13 protein-coding genes are annotated in these 18,095 nt (G+C 45.6%); 5 read left to right on the forward strand and 8 right to left on the reverse strand.

Going from position 1 to position 18,095, the window contains the following annotated elements; translation table 11 throughout:
* The first annotated feature begins 499 nt into the window (after positions 1-499).
* Both CYLST_RS20765 and CYLST_RS20770 read left to right on the forward strand, forming a co-directional pair.
* Positions 500-1,897, forward strand: a complete 1,398-nt coding sequence (locus tag CYLST_RS20765; RefSeq protein ID WP_015209711.1) for an amidase — start codon at positions 500-502, stop codon at positions 1,895-1,897.
* Positions 1,898-1,982: 85 nt separating this feature from the next.
* On the forward strand, positions 1,983-2,540 hold the full coding sequence (locus CYLST_RS20770; protein WP_015209712.1) for a 3'-5' exonuclease family protein: 558 nt from the start codon (positions 1,983-1,985) through the stop codon (positions 2,538-2,540).
* A 251-nt stretch (positions 2,541-2,791) separates the two neighbouring features.
* On the opposite strand, the gene CYLST_RS20775 is transcribed toward CYLST_RS20770, so the two are convergent.
* Positions 2,792-2,977, reverse strand: coding sequence for a hypothetical protein (locus CYLST_RS20775; RefSeq protein ID WP_015209713.1), 186 nt, complete (start codon positions 2,975-2,977; stop codon positions 2,792-2,794).
* Positions 2,978-3,039: 62 nt separating this feature from the next.
* On the opposite strand from CYLST_RS20775, the gene CYLST_RS20780 reads away from it, so the two are divergent.
* The gene (locus tag CYLST_RS20780; RefSeq protein WP_015209714.1) at positions 3,040-4,254 is read left to right on the forward strand and encodes an RNA-guided endonuclease InsQ/TnpB family protein; all 1,215 of its coding nucleotides are present in this window, start codon (positions 3,040-3,042) and stop codon (positions 4,252-4,254) included.
* An 87-nt stretch (positions 4,255-4,341) separates the two neighbouring features.
* On the opposite strand, the gene CYLST_RS20785 is transcribed toward CYLST_RS20780, so the two are convergent.
* Complete coding sequence (locus CYLST_RS20785; protein ID WP_015209715.1) at positions 4,342-5,667, reverse strand: hypothetical protein; 1,326 nt, start codon at positions 5,665-5,667, stop codon at positions 4,342-4,344.
* 327 nt (positions 5,668-5,994) lie between these two features.
* Positions 5,995-6,486, reverse strand: coding sequence for a hypothetical protein (locus CYLST_RS20790; RefSeq protein ID WP_015209716.1), 492 nt, complete (start codon positions 6,484-6,486; stop codon positions 5,995-5,997).
* Positions 6,487-6,830: 344 nt separating this feature from the next.
* Between CYLST_RS20790 and CYLST_RS36060 the strand changes: the two genes are divergently transcribed.
* Positions 6,831-7,601: a hypothetical protein gene (locus CYLST_RS36060; RefSeq protein ID WP_015209717.1), complete on the forward strand. Its 771-nt coding sequence runs from the start codon at positions 6,831-6,833 to the stop codon at positions 7,599-7,601.
* A 186-nt stretch (positions 7,602-7,787) separates the two neighbouring features.
* On the opposite strand, the gene ilvC is transcribed toward CYLST_RS36060, so the two are convergent.
* On the reverse strand, positions 7,788-8,783 hold the full coding sequence (gene ilvC / locus CYLST_RS20800) for a ketol-acid reductoisomerase (protein ID WP_015209718.1): 996 nt from the start codon (positions 8,781-8,783) through the stop codon (positions 7,788-7,790).
* Between the two features lie 398 nt (positions 8,784-9,181).
* Here ilvC and CYLST_RS20805 point away from each other — a divergent pair, with 398 nt between their 5' ends.
* Positions 9,182-10,531, forward strand: coding sequence for an NAD(P)/FAD-dependent oxidoreductase (locus CYLST_RS20805; protein WP_015209719.1), 1,350 nt, complete (start codon positions 9,182-9,184; stop codon positions 10,529-10,531).
* A 36-nt stretch (positions 10,532-10,567) separates the two neighbouring features.
* Here CYLST_RS20805 and CYLST_RS20810 read toward each other — a convergent pair whose 3' ends face one another.
* The 4 genes from CYLST_RS20810 to CYLST_RS20825 form a co-directional block, all read right to left on the reverse strand.
* Positions 10,568-11,824, reverse strand: a complete 1,257-nt coding sequence (locus tag CYLST_RS20810; protein ID WP_015209720.1) for an RNA-guided endonuclease InsQ/TnpB family protein — start codon at positions 11,822-11,824, stop codon at positions 10,568-10,570.
* A gap of 480 nt (positions 11,825-12,304) precedes the next feature.
* The gene (locus CYLST_RS20815) at positions 12,305-13,711 is read right to left on the reverse strand and encodes a family 2B encapsulin nanocompartment shell protein (protein ID WP_015209721.1); all 1,407 of its coding nucleotides are present in this window, start codon (positions 13,709-13,711) and stop codon (positions 12,305-12,307) included.
* A gap of 197 nt (positions 13,712-13,908) precedes the next feature.
* Positions 13,909-15,318 carry a family 2B encapsulin nanocompartment shell protein gene (locus tag CYLST_RS20820; protein ID WP_015209722.1) on the reverse strand — a complete coding sequence of 470 codons (1,410 nt, stop codon included), beginning with the start codon at positions 15,316-15,318 and terminating at the stop codon, positions 13,909-13,911.
* Between the two features lie 86 nt (positions 15,319-15,404).
* Complete coding sequence (locus tag CYLST_RS20825) at positions 15,405-17,696, reverse strand: family 2 encapsulin nanocompartment cargo protein terpene cyclase (protein WP_015209723.1); 2,292 nt, start codon at positions 17,694-17,696, stop codon at positions 15,405-15,407.
* Between the last annotated feature and the right edge of the window lie 399 nt (positions 17,697-18,095).

Here is an 18,095-nt window from a genome sequence, read left to right on the forward strand (position 1 = left end):
GCCTATAAATGGTATCAGGGCAATCAAAGATTTTAATCGAAGGCGTGCAAGATGTGAGCATTCTCGTAAATGCATAAAATGTCAAAATTTAAAATGAAATAGCCTTACCAAAAGGGGCGCATTTTCTAATGCTTCCCTCAAAGGGAAGAGAAAATAAGAAATTAGGAAAGAAATAAGTTAGAAAAAGATATTTCAATTTCGCTAAAAGCTAACCTTGGTATCACTGCATCTTGCAGGAGTAAAGTTTATTCTTGGTAACCTGATTCTTGGGGCTGAGGATAAAGATAAACTTGGAGTTCATTGTGATTAGCTGCCTATTGTCTTGATTTATTTTCCCTAGATGTGTTGTCAAGTTTGTGTCGCTAGACATAAGCGTCTGCAAATGATAGCTTGCTAAAAAGTAGAAGACAGATCAAGCCTCTTAGTTGATAATTGGTAATTGTGTAAAAGCTATAACTCATTGCCAATTTGTCAGTATTACAGATGAGTAGCAACAACAATGAATGATATTGATTTAGCTTTTACCCCTGCACTGGAGTTAGCAAAATTAATCCGTCGCCGGGAAGTGTCGCCGCTAGAGTTGGTGGAATTATATTTAGAACGGATTGAGCGCTTAAATCCGCAATTGGGAAGTTATTTTACGGTAACTTCAGAATTGGCGATCGCAGATGCCAAAGCCAAAACCCAATTACTGACAACGACTGCCGAACTACCACCGTTTTTTGGTGTGCCGATTTCCATCAAAGACCTCAACGCTGTAGCGGGTGTTACCTGTACCTACGGTAATCCGGTATTGATGAACAATATCGCTGACTTTGATGATGGAGTCGTGACGCGAATTAAACAAGCTGGGTTGATTATTCTCGGCAAAACCGCGACTTCAGAAATAGGTTCACTTCCTTACAGCGAAAGCGCGGGATTTCCCCCAGCGAGAAACCCGTGGAATTTGGATTACACCCCCGGCGGTTCCAGTGGTGGTGCAGCATCATCAGTAGCAGCGGGATTATCTGCGATCGCTCAAGGTTCTGATGGTGGTGGTTCAATTCGTGGCCCTGCGGCTTGTTGCGGCTTAGTGGGGATAAAACCATCGCGGGGAAGAGTGACAAAAGCACCGTTAGGCGATCGCCTCGCGGGGATTGCTACCAATGGACCAATCGCCCGTACCGTCGCTGATGCCGCCGCCTTATTAGATGCCATATCCGGTTATGCCACAGGTGATCCCTACTGGTTACCGAATCCCGAACCATCATTTCTCGCCGCCACTCAAGGGAAATTGGGTAGTTTGCGAATTGCCTATGGTACTAGCATTCCTCCCATCGGGGAAGCTGACGCCAACTGCAAAGCAGCTGTTTTGCAAACAGTCCAGTTATTAGAGCAACTCGGACACCAAGTTGAAGAGAAATCTCCAGATGTCAGCGGGTTAATCGAACCGTTTCAAGTCGTATGGCAAGCGGGAATCGCCGCTGCCGGAATTCCGCCAGAGGCATTGCAGCTGATGAACCGCTGGCTAATCGCCCAAACTGGTTCTGTCGTTGAGTACCTGCAAGCAGTTGCCCAAATGCAGATCGTTTCACGGCAAATAGTCGCGTTTTTCGATACCGTCGATGTCTTGGTGTTGCCTGTTTATCTGCATTCACCGATCCAAGTTGGCGAATGGGCTAATTTGACTCCAGAAGAGACATTTGAAAAGATTATTCACTGGGTTGCACCTTGTCCGCCAGTAAATGCCACCGGACAACCTGCGATCGCTATTCCTGTAGGTTTTGATCAAAATAATTTACCCATGAGTGTACAGCTAATTGGCAAACCCGCCGCCGAAGCCACCCTCATCAGCCTTGCAGCCCAATTAGAAGCAGCTAACCCTTGGATTGGGCATCGTCCAGTATTTGCGACATAATGGCAAAATTGACGCGCTAGGTATAACCACGAAAACTCCCTGTGTTGCTAAAATCAGGCAATGATGAAAGACAGGCAGGAAAAAGGTGACAATTGAAATCTACGTCAGCACCGATATAGAAGCAGATGGCCCGATTCCCGGACCCCACTCAATGCTTAGTCTTGCCTCAGCTGCGTATACCGCAGACAAACAATTGGTTGCGACTTTTACAGCTAATTTAGAAACCTTGCCAGGCGCACAAGGGCATCCCAAAACCATGAAATGGTGGTCAGAACAGCCAGCCGCTTGGGCAGCTAGTCGAGTCAACCCACAGCCCCCTTTGGCGGTGATGCAGTCTTATCACTCCTGGCTTTTAGTGTTGCCAGGTCAACCAATCTTTGTTGGCTATCCAGCCGCCTTTGACTTTATGTTTGTCTACTGGTACTTGATGAACTTTGTAGGGGATAGCCCATTTGAATACTCGTCCTTAGATATCCGCTCCTATGCGATGGCATTCCTGAAACAAAACTACAGCCAATCAGGCAAGCAAAATCTACCTGCTGCATGGTTAAAAAATCTTCCATTGGCGCACATTGCCTTGGATGATGCCATACAGCAAGGGGAGTTATTCTGTAATCTGTTGCAAGCGAATCTACAGCGTTGATCGCACCTGTGAGATTTTGTCAAAGATTTCCGATAACGAAGAATTGTCTATTTGTCGTTGTCGGAAATGCCTCGCTGCTTTGAGAAGCCCCAGATATTGCTTTATAAAAAAGTAGGCTGAAAACCCTGGAATCAAAACCTAAAAACCCAAAAAGTTTTTAGCTATTTCGCCGTAAGCCTCCCACTGTACTCGGTACTCCGAGTCAGTGGTGAGATATAAGGCGGTTAAAAACGAAGCGACCTCCGACCAATTTAAGCCGTAGGCTTGACAGAGAAGAGGTCAGCGTCGTTTTTAACAGTTTCTATATTTTTATTTGGCAGTCTATCAACCCAATCTTCTACTATCTGCGTGACTGTCTTATCCTTGATTGCAGCATATTGGCGGAGCTTGTTTAATCTGCGTTCAGACATCCTGACATTTAATCTAGTAGTTTTCATATTTGTCTACCCAATGTTATTACAAATATGCTAGCATACTATTGACTGCTAAGGACGGACAAGTGAAAACAGCACACCAATACAAGTTACGACCAACAAAACAACAAGCCATTGAAATAGATAGATGGCTGTCTATGCTTTGCGCCCAGTATAATTTCTTGTTGGCTGATAGATTTGATTGGTATGAGTGCAATCGCTCACCGATTAATGCTTGTCCTCTTGTGTGCCATATACCAGAGTTACGGGATAGTCCAGACTATTACTCACAAAAGAAAACGTTACCACATCTGAAAAAGACTCATCCTTGGTACAGGGAAATTTACTCGCAAGTACTACAGGATATAGTTAAACGAGTGAAGCTAACATTTGACCGTTTTCTTCAAGGTGATAGCAATGGTAGGCGTAGCGGTAGACCAAGATTTAAGCCCCGTGAGCGTTATCGAACTTTTACATATCCACAGATGAAAGATGGGTGTTTGCAAGATAATATGATAACTTTACCGATGTTCGGTATCGTTAAGGTTATTTTACATCGCCCAATACCGGAAGGTTTTAAAATCAAAACAGCATCAGTCACAAAAAAAGCTGATGGTTATTATTTGACTTTGAGCCTTGAAGATACAACAGTTCCAGTTCTTAAACCTGATTTAAATCCAGATTCAATTACAGGTATCGACCTTGGTCTCAAGGCATTTTTGACAACTTCTGAGGGTGATGCTATTTCAATTCCTCAACATTACCGCAAATCTCAGAAGCGCTTACGGGTGATTCAAAAACGAATATCCCGGCGAAAAAAAGGAAGTAATCGGCGCAAGAAAGCGATTAATCAAGTTGCAAAGCAACACAAGAAAGTTGCGGATAAGCGCCGTGACTTTCAATTTAAAACAGCTAACCATCTATTAAAAAAATATGACGTCATAGTTCACGAAGATTTAAACATCAAAGGTCTAACACGATCCATGCTAGCCTTATCTGTGCATGATGCTGGATGGTCAAGTTTTCTGTCAATCCTAACCACCAAAGCCGGAAATGCTGGGTTGTTGGTAATTGCTGTGAATCCATCGGGTACTTCACTTGATTGTTCTAGTTGTGGGGTGAAAGTTCCCAAAAAACTGCATGAGCGTTGGCACGACTGCCCTAATTGTGAGTGTAGGCTTGACCGTGACCACAACGCAGCAATCAATATCAAAAATAGAGCGGTAGGGCATTCCGTTCTTAAAGCCAAGAGCCTCCTCAGCAATAGCCGGATTGTCTTGGAAGCCCACACTTACTCGTAGAGAAGTGTGGGAGATGTCACGTTAAGGAATCTAGTTTAAGTGGTCTCGTTGAACCAAGAATCCCCGTCTATGAAAGAGCGGGGAGTGTCAAATCTGGAAACCCTCGATATAAGACTTAATCGTGGGTAACGCCGTCATTTTTTCATAGAAGAAATTGTTCACAATTTTCATTACTTCCGCCTGGGCTACATCTACCTCAGCATCGAGGGGAGTGCCAGGCTCTTGGCGGCACAGACTACGGTATAAACGCAGCAGATGGCGGACTATTTCCGACTCTTCTTCCCCCTCCAAGACCTTGACTACTGAGATAATCAGTTCATCCGCCTGATCAAGAATGGTGTCGATATCAAAAACAGTGGTCTTGTCCCTAGCTTCTTGGACAGTTCGCACTAGGGCATGGACTTGATAGAGTAGCGCCGCAGGTTCATCAAACAACTCACGCAGAAAAGCGGCTTCTTCATAACGCCCGTTCAGTCGGAAGATGTTGTAAAGACGCTTTGCGGCTTTGCCGTAGTTGAGATTATCGCCTTTAACGCATTTTTTGACTTCATTTTCCAACCGTACCACATAACTATCCATGACGTCAGTGGAGACCTGCTTCACCAGCTTGGCAAAGATTGGGGCTGATTCAGCATCTAAGTAAACCTCCTGGAAGTAGCCGTCCAGATAGCCGTCTAGTGGAGTGATGACACCATCTGGCGCTTCCCAGGTGACATCCAACATATTACTGGCATTGGACAACTGACCGCGTATCGTGTCGGCAATCACCCAGTCTAGCTTGCACCAACCGGGGTCTTGTGCTACAGAATCCCAGGTGATGACTATAGGATTACCCAAGGCATCGATAGCTTCGATTTGACCAGCAACAAGATCATTGGGTAGCCAGCTAATTGGTGAACCAACACGCATAGTTTGTTTTCCCCGAATCACTTCTTGGGGGTAGCTACCAAACTTCAACTCAAGTAACTGGTAACTGGGGCCAGATAAGCTGTTGAGCCCCTTTTCGCGCATGATTTTAGCAAGAATTTCGCAGGCTTCGGTGCGAGTGGGTGCAATGATATTCACTCGCTCAAAGTAGTCACAGTCACCGGGATAGGTTTGAATTTTCGATTGAGCCGCTGAACCAGAAAGCGCTAATGCAGTTTCCACGACACCAGGAACATCGTCAAATTCTACGATTTTGCCAATGGTGCGAAACCGTGCCAGCTGTTGTGGGTCGAAATCCAACATGGTGACTTTGTGCCCAAAAACACCAGTTTCTTTATCCACCACAATATCGCTGTCGCCTGTCGCCTCGGTGATGGACTTCATCCAGCGTTCTAATTCTTGCTCATTGAGTTGAACCCCTAAACGATTAGCAGATTCCACAACGCGGTTACGTGTATCTAGAGTTTTATCATTTGTATCTGTCATTGTTTATACTTCATTCAATTTTGTGATTGTACTTTATAATTGATTCAAAATAAAGTGATTTTTGTAATTTAATAACATTGGTTGAAGATTTTTTGGTGATCAAAATGCGGCTGATTTCACAGCGATCAATCATTGGTAGCAAGTTAAGGCTGTAAGGCAGGTTTCAAGGATATTTTAGAAAGTTTTTGAAATAAAAATTTGTCGCAGCCTCGTTGTTTTTCTCTCCAAGGGTGCAAAAATTAGTAGAGACGTTGCCTACAACGTCTCTACAAGGGTTTTGCATAATGCATATTAAAGTTTCGGCTTTAAAGCTATGTCGATGAGAAATCAGACAGCGACAGCGGCTGGATTTTGCTCACGGGTATCAACGACCAGAATTAGACACAAAACTGCGATCGCCTTTTGCCATTCTAACCGCACCTTGAGATCTTCCACGCCATCAAACAGACCTACCAACCGGGGAACCGCAGCTTCTAAAGCCGGACGAGGTACAGGACGGTGTAACTCCACCAAGCGAGTTAGACTTTCTTGATTATTGACAAAACCAATCACCCATTTTGTTGTGTGTTCTGGACTATCAGGAACACGCTTAACGCCTAACTCATGTTTTAGCCAATGGTAAAAAGGCGGTAGTTCCTGAGCTAAAACTCCCCCTGCTGTGGGTAAAGTTTCCCTGAGCAAATTAGTATCTAGACTGTCTAATTCTTGTTTAATTTCCAGCGAATTGAGAACTTTATTTAGCGGTTGTGAAAGTAACGCTTCTACCTCAGGTTGGGAAAAAGCTAGGTGTTGTGAGAAGGTGGAAATTAAGGATGTCATGGATGCGAACTCCAGAAAAAACTAATTGCTATCTGCTGCTTTCTCAAAATATTTTGTAGCTAAATATCCACCGGGACGCAGATGTTTTTACCACCTGCTGCTAAAACCTGGCGTCCGGAAGCGGTTGAGAAATTGAGAGTCGGGTTGGTTATCACTATAACCCTCTAAACTGGTTCTATCCCCAATTGGCCAGAAATTTATCTTGCTGTTTTTGAGATAGCTAAGAGAAGGCAATAATTTAATTATATTTTCTTTATCCAAAAAATTTTAGCAATGGTGATATGTGCATCGATTATCAGGGGAATACTTTACTTATGGCTTAAGTCTTCTAGATACAAAGACTAATGAAAATTATAGAGGAAACCCCCACGAGGTTAGTCATCCAGCAGCAACCAATCAGAAAATGGCTCAGTGGGGGGTGTCTTTTTATCGCTGGGTTGAGTTTATTGATTTACTGTATATTTTTTAATTTTGCTTCAGTCAGTTTAACCTGCACTCGCACCTCACCCAACAAAATTAACTGTGAATTGAAGCGGCTTAGTTTGTTGGGAAGGTTGGGAAAGATAGATAAACTCAACATTTTCGATCCCCAGCAAGCGCAAATCATCACCAAAAGCGGTAGTAAGGGGGGAAAATCATATCAGGTTGTAATTACAACTCCCTTTGGAGAATTTGCTTTGCTACCTTATGCTAGCTATCAAGCAAATCAAAACGCTGCTGCGGAAATTAACAATTTTATTTACTCTGATAAAACTTCCCTATTTTTGCGGCAAAATCAGCGTGAATATCTTTTCTACTTCAGCTTATGTATGTTGATTCTCACGGCTTTCGGTGCTTTTGTCTTATCATCACCAGTAAGCACTTGCACTTTTTATAAAAGTCTCAATCAGGTATTTATAGAACGTAAAGGTTTGTTTGGTGAAAAAATCATCAAATATTCACTCTTATCAATTTTGAATTTTGAAATTCAAGAAGAGCAATTTAAATACAAAAAACTTTATCGGGCTGTGATTTTGCTAAAATTTGGTCAAGACATACCGATTAACCTAGAATATACCGACGAAAACACCGTCCAATATACAGTTCTGCGGATACGCCAATTTCTCAAATTATGAACAAGGCTGGTAGTAAGGACTTTAGTCCTTTAAATACTTGCAGAGAGCTGGTAGTAAGGACTTTAGTCCTTTAAATACTTGCAGAGAGCGATAAATTTCTGACTACAAACAAAATTTTCATCTTACATTTAACAAATTGGTAATCAGTAATCAGATCTTTCACTGATTACCAATTACTAATTAATTTTAGGCTTTTTTCAACCAGCTAAACATGGCGCGTAAATCTTTGCCAACTTCCTCAATTGGATGTTCTGCTTCTTGACGACGCATGGAGGTAAATCCTGGTTTACCAGCTTGGTTTTCGAGAACGAATTCCCGCGCAAATTGCCCAGATTGAATTTCGCTGAGAATTTTCTTCATTTCTGCTTTGGTTTGTTCGGTGACAATCCGCGGGCCACGGGTATAATCACCATATTCGGCGGTGTTAGAAATGCTGTCGCGCATTTTGGCTAAACCACCTTCTACCACCAAGTCAACAATCAATTTGACTTCGTGGAGACATTCAAAATAAGCTAATTCTGGTTGATAGCCGGCTTCGGTCAAAGTTTCAAATCCAGCTTTGATTAAGGCACTCAAACCACCGCACAGTACGGCTTGTTCCCCAAATAAATCGGTTTCGGTTTCTTCCCGGAAGGTAGTTTCGAGCACGCCGGCACGAGTACCACCAATACCTCTAGCGTAAGCCATGGCGCGATCGCGTGCTTGTCCACTAGCATCTTGATAAACTGCAAATAAGGCTGGTACACCTTGCCCTTGTTCATAAGTCCGTCGCACTAAATGCCCTGGGCCTTTCGGTGCTACCATCACCACATCAACGTCGGCAGGTGGGACAACTTGCCCAAAATGAATGTTGAACCCGTGAGCGAAGGCTACCACATTCCCTGCTTCCAGATTTGGTTCAATCTCGTTTTTGTAAATAGTTTTTTGCACTTCATCTGGCAGCAAAATCATGATGAAATCAGCAGCCTTGGCAGCATCTGCCACATTTTTCACAGTTAAGCCAGATGCTTCGGCTTTTGCGGCTGATTTACTGCCCGGATATAGTCCGACAATGACATTCAAGCCACTATCTTTCAGGTTGAGGGCGTGAGCATGACCTTGAGAACCATAGCCGATGATGGCAATAGTTTTTCCAGCTAAAAGGTCTAAATTAGCATCTTCGTCATAATACATCCGGGCCATAGAAGCATCTCCTGTCAGCAAGCATCGTCATTAATTGGCAGGCTTATGATTGTACCTCAAATTGGTAATGGGTAATTGGTAATGGGTAATGGGTAATTGGTAATGGGTAATTGGGAAAAAGGTAATGGGAGACTAAGTCAATCATTCCCCCTTGTCCTCCTTGTCCCTAATCTCCTTCGTCTTTTGGTGCTCACAACTGCTTAAACAATGCCTGTCAGCCTGATGTTGTTTACAGCTACTCTGTTTATAGTCGGCTACATATCATATTTTCATCTAAAAGTCTAGTTTTAATTAGTTTAATCATTTTTTTAGATGTTCAAAATAAACAGAAAAAATGTAACAATTTCGATACAAATTTGTTAAGAATAGTTACAACAGAACACAGGGATATATTTCTAATGGTTGATGCAGATAACAATAACCCAGTACATCAAGTAGTTATCGTTGGGGGTGGTTTTGGGGGACTGTATGCCGCTAAAGCACTGAAGAAGGCAGATGTGAACGTGACTCTGATTGATAAACGCAACTTTCATCTATTTCAACCACTTTTGTACCAGGTGGCTACAGGTGCTTTATCTCCCGCTGATATTTCCTCACCGTTGCGCTCTGTACTCAGCAAGAGCAAGAATACAAAAGTGCGGCTGGGATTCGTGAATGATATTGACACCGTCGCGCAAAACGTGATGGTAGGTGATGAAACCATACATTACGATACGTTAATTGTCGCCACAGGTGCCAAGCATTCCTATTTTGGCAAAGACAACTGGGAAGAGTTTGCCCCTGGCTTGAAAACTGTGGAAGATGCGATTGAAATGCGTCGGCGGATTTTTATGGCATTTGAAGCCGCAGAAAAAGAGACTGATCCCGAAAAACGCCGTGCTTGGTTAACCTTTGTGATTGTTGGTGGTGGGCCGACTGGTGTAGAATTAGCGGGTGCGATCGCCGAACTGGCAAACCAAACCCTCAAAGAAGATTTCCGCAACATTGACACCTCAGAAGCCAGAATCTTGCTGTTAGAAGGGATGGAGCGGATTTTGCCGCCCTTTGCCCCCGAGTTATCACAAGCAGCAGAAACATCCCTGACGCAGTTGGGTGTGCTTGTCCAGACAAAAACAATGGTAACGAATATTGAAAATGGCGTTGTAACCATCAAGCAAGGTGATAGCGTTAGAGAACTAGCATCAAAAACCATATTGTGGGCTGCGGGTGTAAAAGCGAACCCGATGGGCAAAGTGCTAGCAGAACGCACAGGTGCAGAATGCGATCGCTTAGGACGTGTGATTGTCGAACCTGACTTAAGTATTCAGGGACATTCTCATATTTTCGTAGTTGGCGACTTAGCAAATTTTTCACATCAAAATGGTAAACCCCTACCTGGTGTTGCACCAGTGGCCAAGCAGGAAGGAGAATATGTAGCAAAACTAATTCAACAGCGGCTTAAAGGCGACACTTTACCCCAATTTAATTACACTGATCATGGTAATTTAGCGATAATTGGGCAAAATTCCGCCGTTGTCGATTTAGGTTTTATCAAACTTAAAGGCTTCTTTGCCTGGCTGTTTTGGCTGTTGATTCACATCTACTTTTTAATTGAATTTGACAACAAAATAGTAGTCATGATTCAGTGGGCATGGAATTATTTCACCCGCAATCGCGGCGCTAGATTGATTACAGGTCAAGAATCTTTGGCACAGGTGGGAATTGAAGACAGCAAAAGTTCTTACAACAGACAACCGATAAATGTCTAGTTCATAGCCTCTCTCAAAAACGAAGCGAATTGATCTTCATCTCCCGCAGGACAGACTTCTCAGCTGTCGTGACATCTCCCACACTTCCCTTTGGGTAAGTGTGGGCTTCTCAGCGACTCCTAATCCGGACATTGACTGAGCTTTAAGACCGTGTGTCCCACGGTTCTTTATATTTATAGCCGCATTTAAATCTCTACACAAGCTTGCATGACATACAGGACAATTGTGCATTCTTTGAGATAACGACTTTTTGACCTTGTGACCGCAGTTAGAGCATTCAAGGCTAGTACCGTTTGGATTTACAGCTATTACTTTTAAACCAGCATTCTCGGCTTTGTTTAAAAGTATGGTTACAAACTGACTCCAAGCAGCATCATTAATACTTTTAGCCAATTTAGTTTTAACGAGTCCTTTGATATTCAATTTTTCCACAGCTATAACATCATACTTATCAAGTAGTAATTTAGCTGTTTTAAAGTGGAAGTCTTTACGAGTATCAGCCACTTTTTTATGCTGTTTACCCAATTTTTTAATAGCTTTTTTGCGTCTGTTAGAACCTTTTTTACGCCTTGATACCATACGCTGCAATGATTTAAGCAAGCGTTCAGCTTTGCGTAGATATTTAGGTGCTTTGATTCTAGAATCATCAGAAGCTACATAGAAATCAATTAAGCCAACATCAATACCAACAATATTGTCAGGATTAAAGTCAGGCTTAACTGTAGGAACTGATTTGTCATCAAGGCTGAGAGTGATGTAGTAACCATCCGCTTTTTTGGTGACAGATACAGTTTTGATGTCAAATCCAACGGGTATTGGGCGATGAACAATTACCTTGATATCTCCAATTTTTGATAGCGTGATTTTGTTGTTAACAAAATGATGTCTTTTAAATTGGGTATAAGTAAAAGTTTTGTATTGTCCTTGACCCTTGAATCTAGGTCTACCTGATTTCTTGCCATTAATGTCACCTTTTAACCATCTATCAAAAGCCAATTCAACTTTCTTAGGAACTTCTTGAAGTACCTGAGAGTGAATATCTTTGTACCAAGGTCTATCTAATTTGAGTTGAACTAGAGATGCTTTTTGATTGTAATAGTTAGGCTGTTCTTTTAATTCGGGCAGATGACAAATTAATGGACATCTATCAATAGGACTACGATTCATCTCATACCAGTCAAATCTTTGAGCCAACAAATAGTTATATTGACAACGCAACATTTCCAGTGTTTTATTGATTTTTTCCGCCTGTTCTTTAGTTGGTTTAATTTTGTACTGGTATGAGATTTTCATTTTTTGTCCTTGCCTTCGACCTATACAAACGATAGCATAAACGTACAGGCGTTGTATAGGCATTTATGAAAAACAAATCATTGAATCTGAGAATATCCGAGCGGAGATTAAATAAACTGCGTTTATATTCGGCTCAACATGATAAAACTATGACCAATGTAATTGAGGATTTTATCGATTCGCTTAACGTCAAAAATGGCGATTCCTCATCGACCCACTGTCCTGTCAATCCTACGGATTGATTTGGTTGTGGGTCAATTCGTCATCGCCCAAAAATTCATCCCACACTGCCCTTCGGGTCAGATGTGGGGCTTCTTTTTGATTAAGCTAAAAAATTTCTAATCAAACGTCTAACAACTGTATCAAAAGTGTCTAGTCTAGAAAAATCTAGAATCTAACGCCACGCTACGTGTTGGCCAACGCGGAGCGTCTCGAAAAGAGGCTTTAAATTCGGTCGATGTCTAATTGTTTACCCTTCCCTCAGCGCCCGATTTCGACGTTTTCGAGAATGCCGAGTGCGTCGGGGACGAGGACGGCTGTGGAATAGTAGGCGGTGACGAGGTAAGAAATAATCGCCTTTTCGCTGATACCCATAAATCGGACGGACAAGCTCGGTTGGTATTCGTCGGGGATACCAGTTTGGTGTAGACCAATCACTCCTTGGTCTTCCTCACCAGTGCGAAGCACAAGGATGGAGCTAGTCTGGGTCTTCGTGATGGGGATCTTGTTGCAGGGAAGAATAGGTACACCCCGCCAGGTAAGCACCATGCTACCATCTAGATCGATGTTTTGTGGATAGATGCCGAGGCGGTTGCACTCTCGACTGAAAGCGGCAATGGTGCGGGGGTGAGCCAGGAAGAACTTCGACTTTCTCCGGCGGGTGAGTAGTTCGTCAAGATCGTCGGGGGTGGGTGCTCCGTTGCGAGTGTAGAGGCGCTGTTTGAGGTCGGCGTTGTGCAGCAACCCGAATTCACGGTTGTTGATCAATTCGTATTCTTGACGTTCCCGTAATGCTTCAATGGTCAGCCGCAGTTGTTGTTCGGTCTGGTTCATCGGTTCGTTGTACAGATCCGCTACCCGAGTCTGCACCCGCAATACGGTTTGAGCGACGCTCAACTGATATTCGCGGGGTGAGAGTTCGTAATCGACGAAGGTTCCCGGCAACTCAGTCTCTCCGACATGCCCCGAAGCTACCTCAATGGAGACTTCACCGTATTTGTTCTGTGGCACTTGTGGACGGGTTCTGAAGCGATCAACATGAGCCTGTAAAGCCTGAGACTGGTTGAGCAACTCCCGAAACACCTGCTGTGGTAGCGCCAATACTGTGCATTGGGTGAGAGCCTGGATTGTGAACTGCCAGTTGCTTTGGGATTCTACCAATGTGCGATCGCCAAAATAGTCACCGTCAGCCAACATACCCAACACGGTCGGCTCGTCATATTTACCAACACCAATCTTGTTCACCTTGCCATGTGCAATCAAAAAAAGCTGATTGGCTGGCTGACCTGACTGCACTATGATGTCACCAGGTGCAAACTCCTGTTGCACAAACCGACCCGCCAACGCCAAGAGTACCTCGGTGTCGTCAAACCCTCGCAGTAATGGCAACTCACCAAGTGCCTGGGGAATCACCTGCACCACGGCTCCGGTGTTGGAGAAACTCAACCGCCCATCACCCACAGTATAGGTCAACCGACGGTTCACCCGATAGGTACTACCCTTCGTCTGCACCCACGGCAACATTTTCAACAACCACCGCGAGGTAATCTCCTGCATTTGCGGCGCAGATTTAGTGGTCGTGGCCAAATTGCGCGCAGCAGCTGTACTCAAACTCAGTTGAGGTTGTCCACTCTCAACATCTAAATTCGATTCAATAGAATCCGTCATCACCTCATCCTCTAGTTAACAAAAAAAGTGCCCGACCCAATAAGTGAGAGGTTAAGGTGATACCATTTTGGATTTTAGACTACGGCAACGCTTGAGTCGAACGATTTTGGATTACCAAAAGTCATTGTGCCTTAAACCCTCACGAATGTTTAGTACAGGGTTTCATTAATTCGTAGCGAATTAATGAAACCCTGTATTTAACGCCCGATTTCCACATCTTCGAGGATACCGAGTGCGTCAGGAACGAGGACGGCTGCGGAGTAGTAGGCGGTGATCAGGTAGGAGATGATCGCCTTTTCGCTGATGCCCATAAATCGGACAGACAGGCTGGGTTGGTATTCGTCGGGGATACCAGTTTGGTGTAGGCCGATCACCCCTTGTTTTTCTGCACCAGTGCGGAGCAAGAGGATAGAACTGTTGCGGGTATTGGTGATGGGGATCTTGTTGCAGGGAAAGATGGGTACGCCACGCCAAGCAGGCACCATGTGTCCGCCCATGTCAACGCTTTGTGGATAGATACCTAGGCGGTTACACTCCCGACCGAAGGCAGCGATCGTGCGGGGGTGAGCCAGGAAGAACCCCGGCTCTTTCCATACTGTAGCCAGTAGTTCGTCGAGATCGTCGGGGGTGGGTGCTCCGCTGCGGGTGTGAATGCGCTGTTTGAGGTCGGCGTTGTGTAGCAACCCGAATTCCCGGTTGTTGATTAATTCGTGTTCTTGACGTTCCCGCAATGCTTCAATGGTCAGCCGCAGTTGTTGTTCGGTCTGGTTCATCGGTTCATTGTACAGATCCGCTACTCGAGTATGCACCCGCAACACAGTTTGGGCGACGCTCAACTCATATTGCCTAGGTGCAAGTTCGTAGTCAACGAAAGTCCCTGGCAATTGGGTTTCCCCAACATGCCCCGCAGCCAACTCAATCGAGGCTTCACCCTGGGGATTCTGTGGCTGTCTCAGGCGGACTCGGAACTGCTCAACATGAGTTCGCAACGCCTCCGATTGGTCAATCAGCTGCTCAAACGCCTGTTGGGGCAGTGACAACACTGTGCATCTGGTAATAGCCTTGAGCGTAAACTCCCAGGTGTCTTGGGACTCCACTACAACCTCATCACCAAAATGGTCACCGTCGGCTAGCACATCCAAGACGATCTGCTCACCATACTTGCCAAGACCAATCTTGTTCACCTTGCCGTGGGCAATCAGTAATACGCGATCGGCAGACTGACCAATCTCGACGATGACGTCGCCAGGGGCGAACTCCTGCTGAACAAACTGGTTCGCCAACGCGGTCAACACCTCGGTGTCGTCAAACCCTCGCAGCAAGGGCAACTCACAAAGTTCTTGAGGAATTACCTGTACTGAAGCTCCGGTGTTGGTGAAAGTGACACGTCCATCACCCACGGTATAACTCAATCGACGGTTGACTCGATACACACCACCTTTCGTCTGCACCCACGGTAACAACTTCAACAACCACCGGGATGTAATCTCCTGCATCTGCGGTGCAGACTTGGTCGTCGTCGCCAAATTACGCGCTGCTGCTGTACTCAAGCTCAACTGGGGCTGCTGACCCTCAACATCTAAACCGGAATCATTAGAATATGTCACAACTTAATCCTCTACTTTCTAGTTAATAAAAAAACTGGTCTTCTTACTTAACCGAATGCTGACAAAAGAATTCACAGCAGCAAACTCTACTTTCCGAACGAAGAATCTGACCTCATCGACCGAATATTGACAAAATGACTCCCCGCATCGATCAACGATCTGATACGTGCAGCCGAAGTACCCAGCCCTGTGGGACCGCTAGGCAGCCGCCCTGCTGCCGAACTATTACGCAATTCAAATTCCTTATAGCGGTCTACCGTTATGTGCCACTTGAGTACGCCGCACATCCATTGCTGTAGTTTCTCGACGTATCCGTGCAGTTTCTTGCGGGTACTTGCGTCTAGGTCGAAATCGTCGAAAAGAGCCGGCAGTTCGGTGGCGACGATGTGTTCAAACTGGCGCGCCCGACAGGTCATCAGGTCGTTGACGACCTCGACGGACTGGGACAGATCGCAGTTGAGGAATTGCTGAACGACTAGCACGCCGTTATTGAGTTCGCCCTCGAATTCTATTTCTTTCTGGTAGGAGAAGATGTCGTTGGTTAAACAGGCGAAGTCGGCGGCTGAATTATCCAACTGGCGCATTGGTCGGGTGCGGTATATCTCCGGCGGGATCTCATCACCTTGGGCTAGTCGGGACAGGCTCATCGTCAGATCAGAGCCAAATGTCTTGCGGCGCATCTCAACATAATCTATCGGGTCTGGAATCCGATTTTGGATTTGGTTGGCGAGTTCCCACAACCAGCTTTCAGTCATGTCCTCTACAGCACGGCGGAACTGACGCCGCGCGTTTGCAGACATGGGGGAAGCTGTACGAGACCACAGGTCAGCCAAGCCGCGTTCCACTGGGTTAGTCGGTAACGGGGTGGGGGTGGAGTCGAGAGGCATGAATGCCGACAGTCGGGCGTTGAACACTTTGGCACCTGCCATGTTGCGGCTGTGCCCGTAGAGCGCCGGGAAGTAATCGTCGGCATAGGTTCCCCAGACAAGCCAGCCCGCCGTTAGATTCAACTCCGGGACGGACGCATTCGGATGGATCAACGCACCGCATAAGGCCACGTCGGCAACATCGAATTTGTGGTCATCCCAGATGACGGACTCAGGAATGCCAGGTAGTGAGTCTAGCATCCCCATCTGACGCGCCCATTCCTTGGAATGCTGCCGCGCGGCATCTAGATGGGGATTCAAACTTGTAGTGAACGGCATGTAAAACTTCGGCAGTGTCACCGGTCCCACAGCCTGGTATGGAACATGAGTGAAGCTCTTGAACCTTCCTAAACCCAAGGTGGCGTATAACGATCCAAGCCGCGCCGCTGATGTGCCCAATCCTGTGGGTCCGCCCAGAAGTAGGGTAGATGTCGGAGAATTGTCCGCTCCCTTGTTCATGTAGCGGCTCGACCTCATGTGCCACTCGTGACCGCCCGACTGCCAGTCCTGAAGTCCTTTGATGTATAACAGAACGTTGATCCGAGCTACTGGATCTAGTCCGTGTTCCTCGAAAAGAGGGGGCAACTCGGTGATGGCAGTGTGATCAAACTGCTGTAGCCGCGAGGTCAGCAGTTCGTTGGTGAGGTTGGCCGCCTCCTGGGTACTCACATTCAAGAAGCGCTCAAGAACTAAGACGCAGTTAGCGTTCTCCCCTTCATCCTCTACTTCTCTCTGGTAGGAAAACAGATCGTTGCGAAGATGCACTCCATCGGCAAATGTGTCTTTGAGTACACGCATCGGCCGAGTTGCGGCGATTTCAGCCGGGATCTCAACAAACACGGCGTGTTCGACGAGATCCGCTGACCACGGTGCACCGCCAACCTTGCGGCGCATTTCGATGTATTCGATGGGGTTGGCGACCCGATCCTGGTTGATGTTGGAGAGTTCCCACAGAGACTCTTCGAGCAGGTTCTTGGTACTCTCGGAGAATCGCCGCCGCCAGTCCGCAGATTTGGTAAATGCGGTGCGAGACCACAGGTCAGCCAAGCCGCGCTCTACTGGGTTGGTGGGGACGGATGGGGTGTCAGCGGGGTATATTGGCATAAACGCTGGCAGTCGGTCGAGGTATTCCTTGGCACCAGCCATGTCTCCGCTGCGCTTATAGGTCTCAAGAAAGTGATCGTCGAAGAAGAACACCCAAACATACCAGTCGGTCACTAGGTCAAGCTCTGTACCTGGGGCGTCTGGATGGGTATATGAGCAAAGCAAAGCGTAGTCGTGGGCATCGAATGTTCGCTCGTCCCAGATAGGGGAGCTTTCCGCTTCCTCTTGTGAGCCGAGTATCCCCATCTGGTAAGCCCACGCCTTGGAATGCACTCGTGCCGCTTCCAGGTTTGGGTTCAGCCTTGCGGGCCAAGGCATGTAAAATTCTGGCAGTTCAAAGGGTTGCATCTATAATCGAAATCAAAAGATGGGGTATTTGAAAAAGCTATTTAAGTCATTACTGATTTCTGATGCTGGGAGATGAATTTTTAGCGATTTATTATTCGGGCTTTCCAGATTCGGTAAAAAGTCAGAATTGCTTGAGGTAGCAATTTTCAACAATTACCAGTTTTTTTTACCATCAGTTAGGGAACGAGTGCGAGCCACACTTATGGTTCGATCAAGCTCATCAGATGGAAATCGGTTGTAGCAAAAGGTGAGGTATTGAAAATCAATCTCTGCTTTGTATTGGTTTAAGTGTTCCTGAATAGTGTGTTGGTCTTCACCTGTGGAACAAGGAAATCATACTGTCACCCTGCTATTACTGCTGAGGTTGGTAATTTTAATTAACACATTCATTGTTATTGA

The organism is Cylindrospermum stagnale PCC 7417, assembly GCF_000317535.1.
GTDB classification, from domain to species: Bacteria; Cyanobacteriota; Cyanobacteriia; order Cyanobacteriales; family Nostocaceae; genus Cylindrospermum; species Cylindrospermum stagnale.

What these genes read in the sequence shown, in the direction of transcription:
- CYLST_RS20765 (WP_015209711.1), top strand. Translation starts at nt 500, where the DNA reads ATGAATGATATTGATTTAGCTTTTACCCCTGCACTGGAGTTAGCAAAA.
- CYLST_RS20775 (WP_015209713.1), bottom strand. Translation starts at nt 2,977, where the DNA reads ATGAAAACTACTAGATTAAATGTCAGGATGTCTGAACGCAGATTAAAC.
- CYLST_RS20785 (WP_015209715.1), bottom strand. Translation starts at nt 5,667, where the DNA reads ATGACAGATACAAATGATAAAACTCTAGATACACGTAACCGCGTTGTG.
- CYLST_RS20790 (WP_015209716.1), bottom strand. Translation starts at nt 6,486, where the DNA reads ATGACATCCTTAATTTCCACCTTCTCACAACACCTAGCTTTTTCCCAA.
- CYLST_RS36060 (WP_015209717.1), top strand. Translation starts at nt 6,831, where the DNA reads ATGAAAATTATAGAGGAAACCCCCACGAGGTTAGTCATCCAGCAGCAA.
- ilvC (WP_015209718.1), bottom strand. Translation starts at nt 8,783, where the DNA reads ATGGCCCGGATGTATTATGACGAAGATGCTAATTTAGACCTTTTAGCT.
- CYLST_RS20805 (WP_015209719.1), top strand. Translation starts at nt 9,182, where the DNA reads ATGGTTGATGCAGATAACAATAACCCAGTACATCAAGTAGTTATCGTT.
- CYLST_RS20810 (WP_015209720.1), bottom strand. Translation starts at nt 11,824, where the DNA reads ATGAAAATCTCATACCAGTACAAAATTAAACCAACTAAAGAACAGGCG.
- CYLST_RS20815 (WP_015209721.1), bottom strand. Translation starts at nt 13,711, where the DNA reads ATGACGGATTCTATTGAATCGAATTTAGATGTTGAGAGTGGACAACCT.
- CYLST_RS20825 (WP_015209723.1), bottom strand. Translation starts at nt 17,696, where the DNA reads ATGCAACCCTTTGAACTGCCAGAATTTTACATGCCTTGGCCCGCAAGG.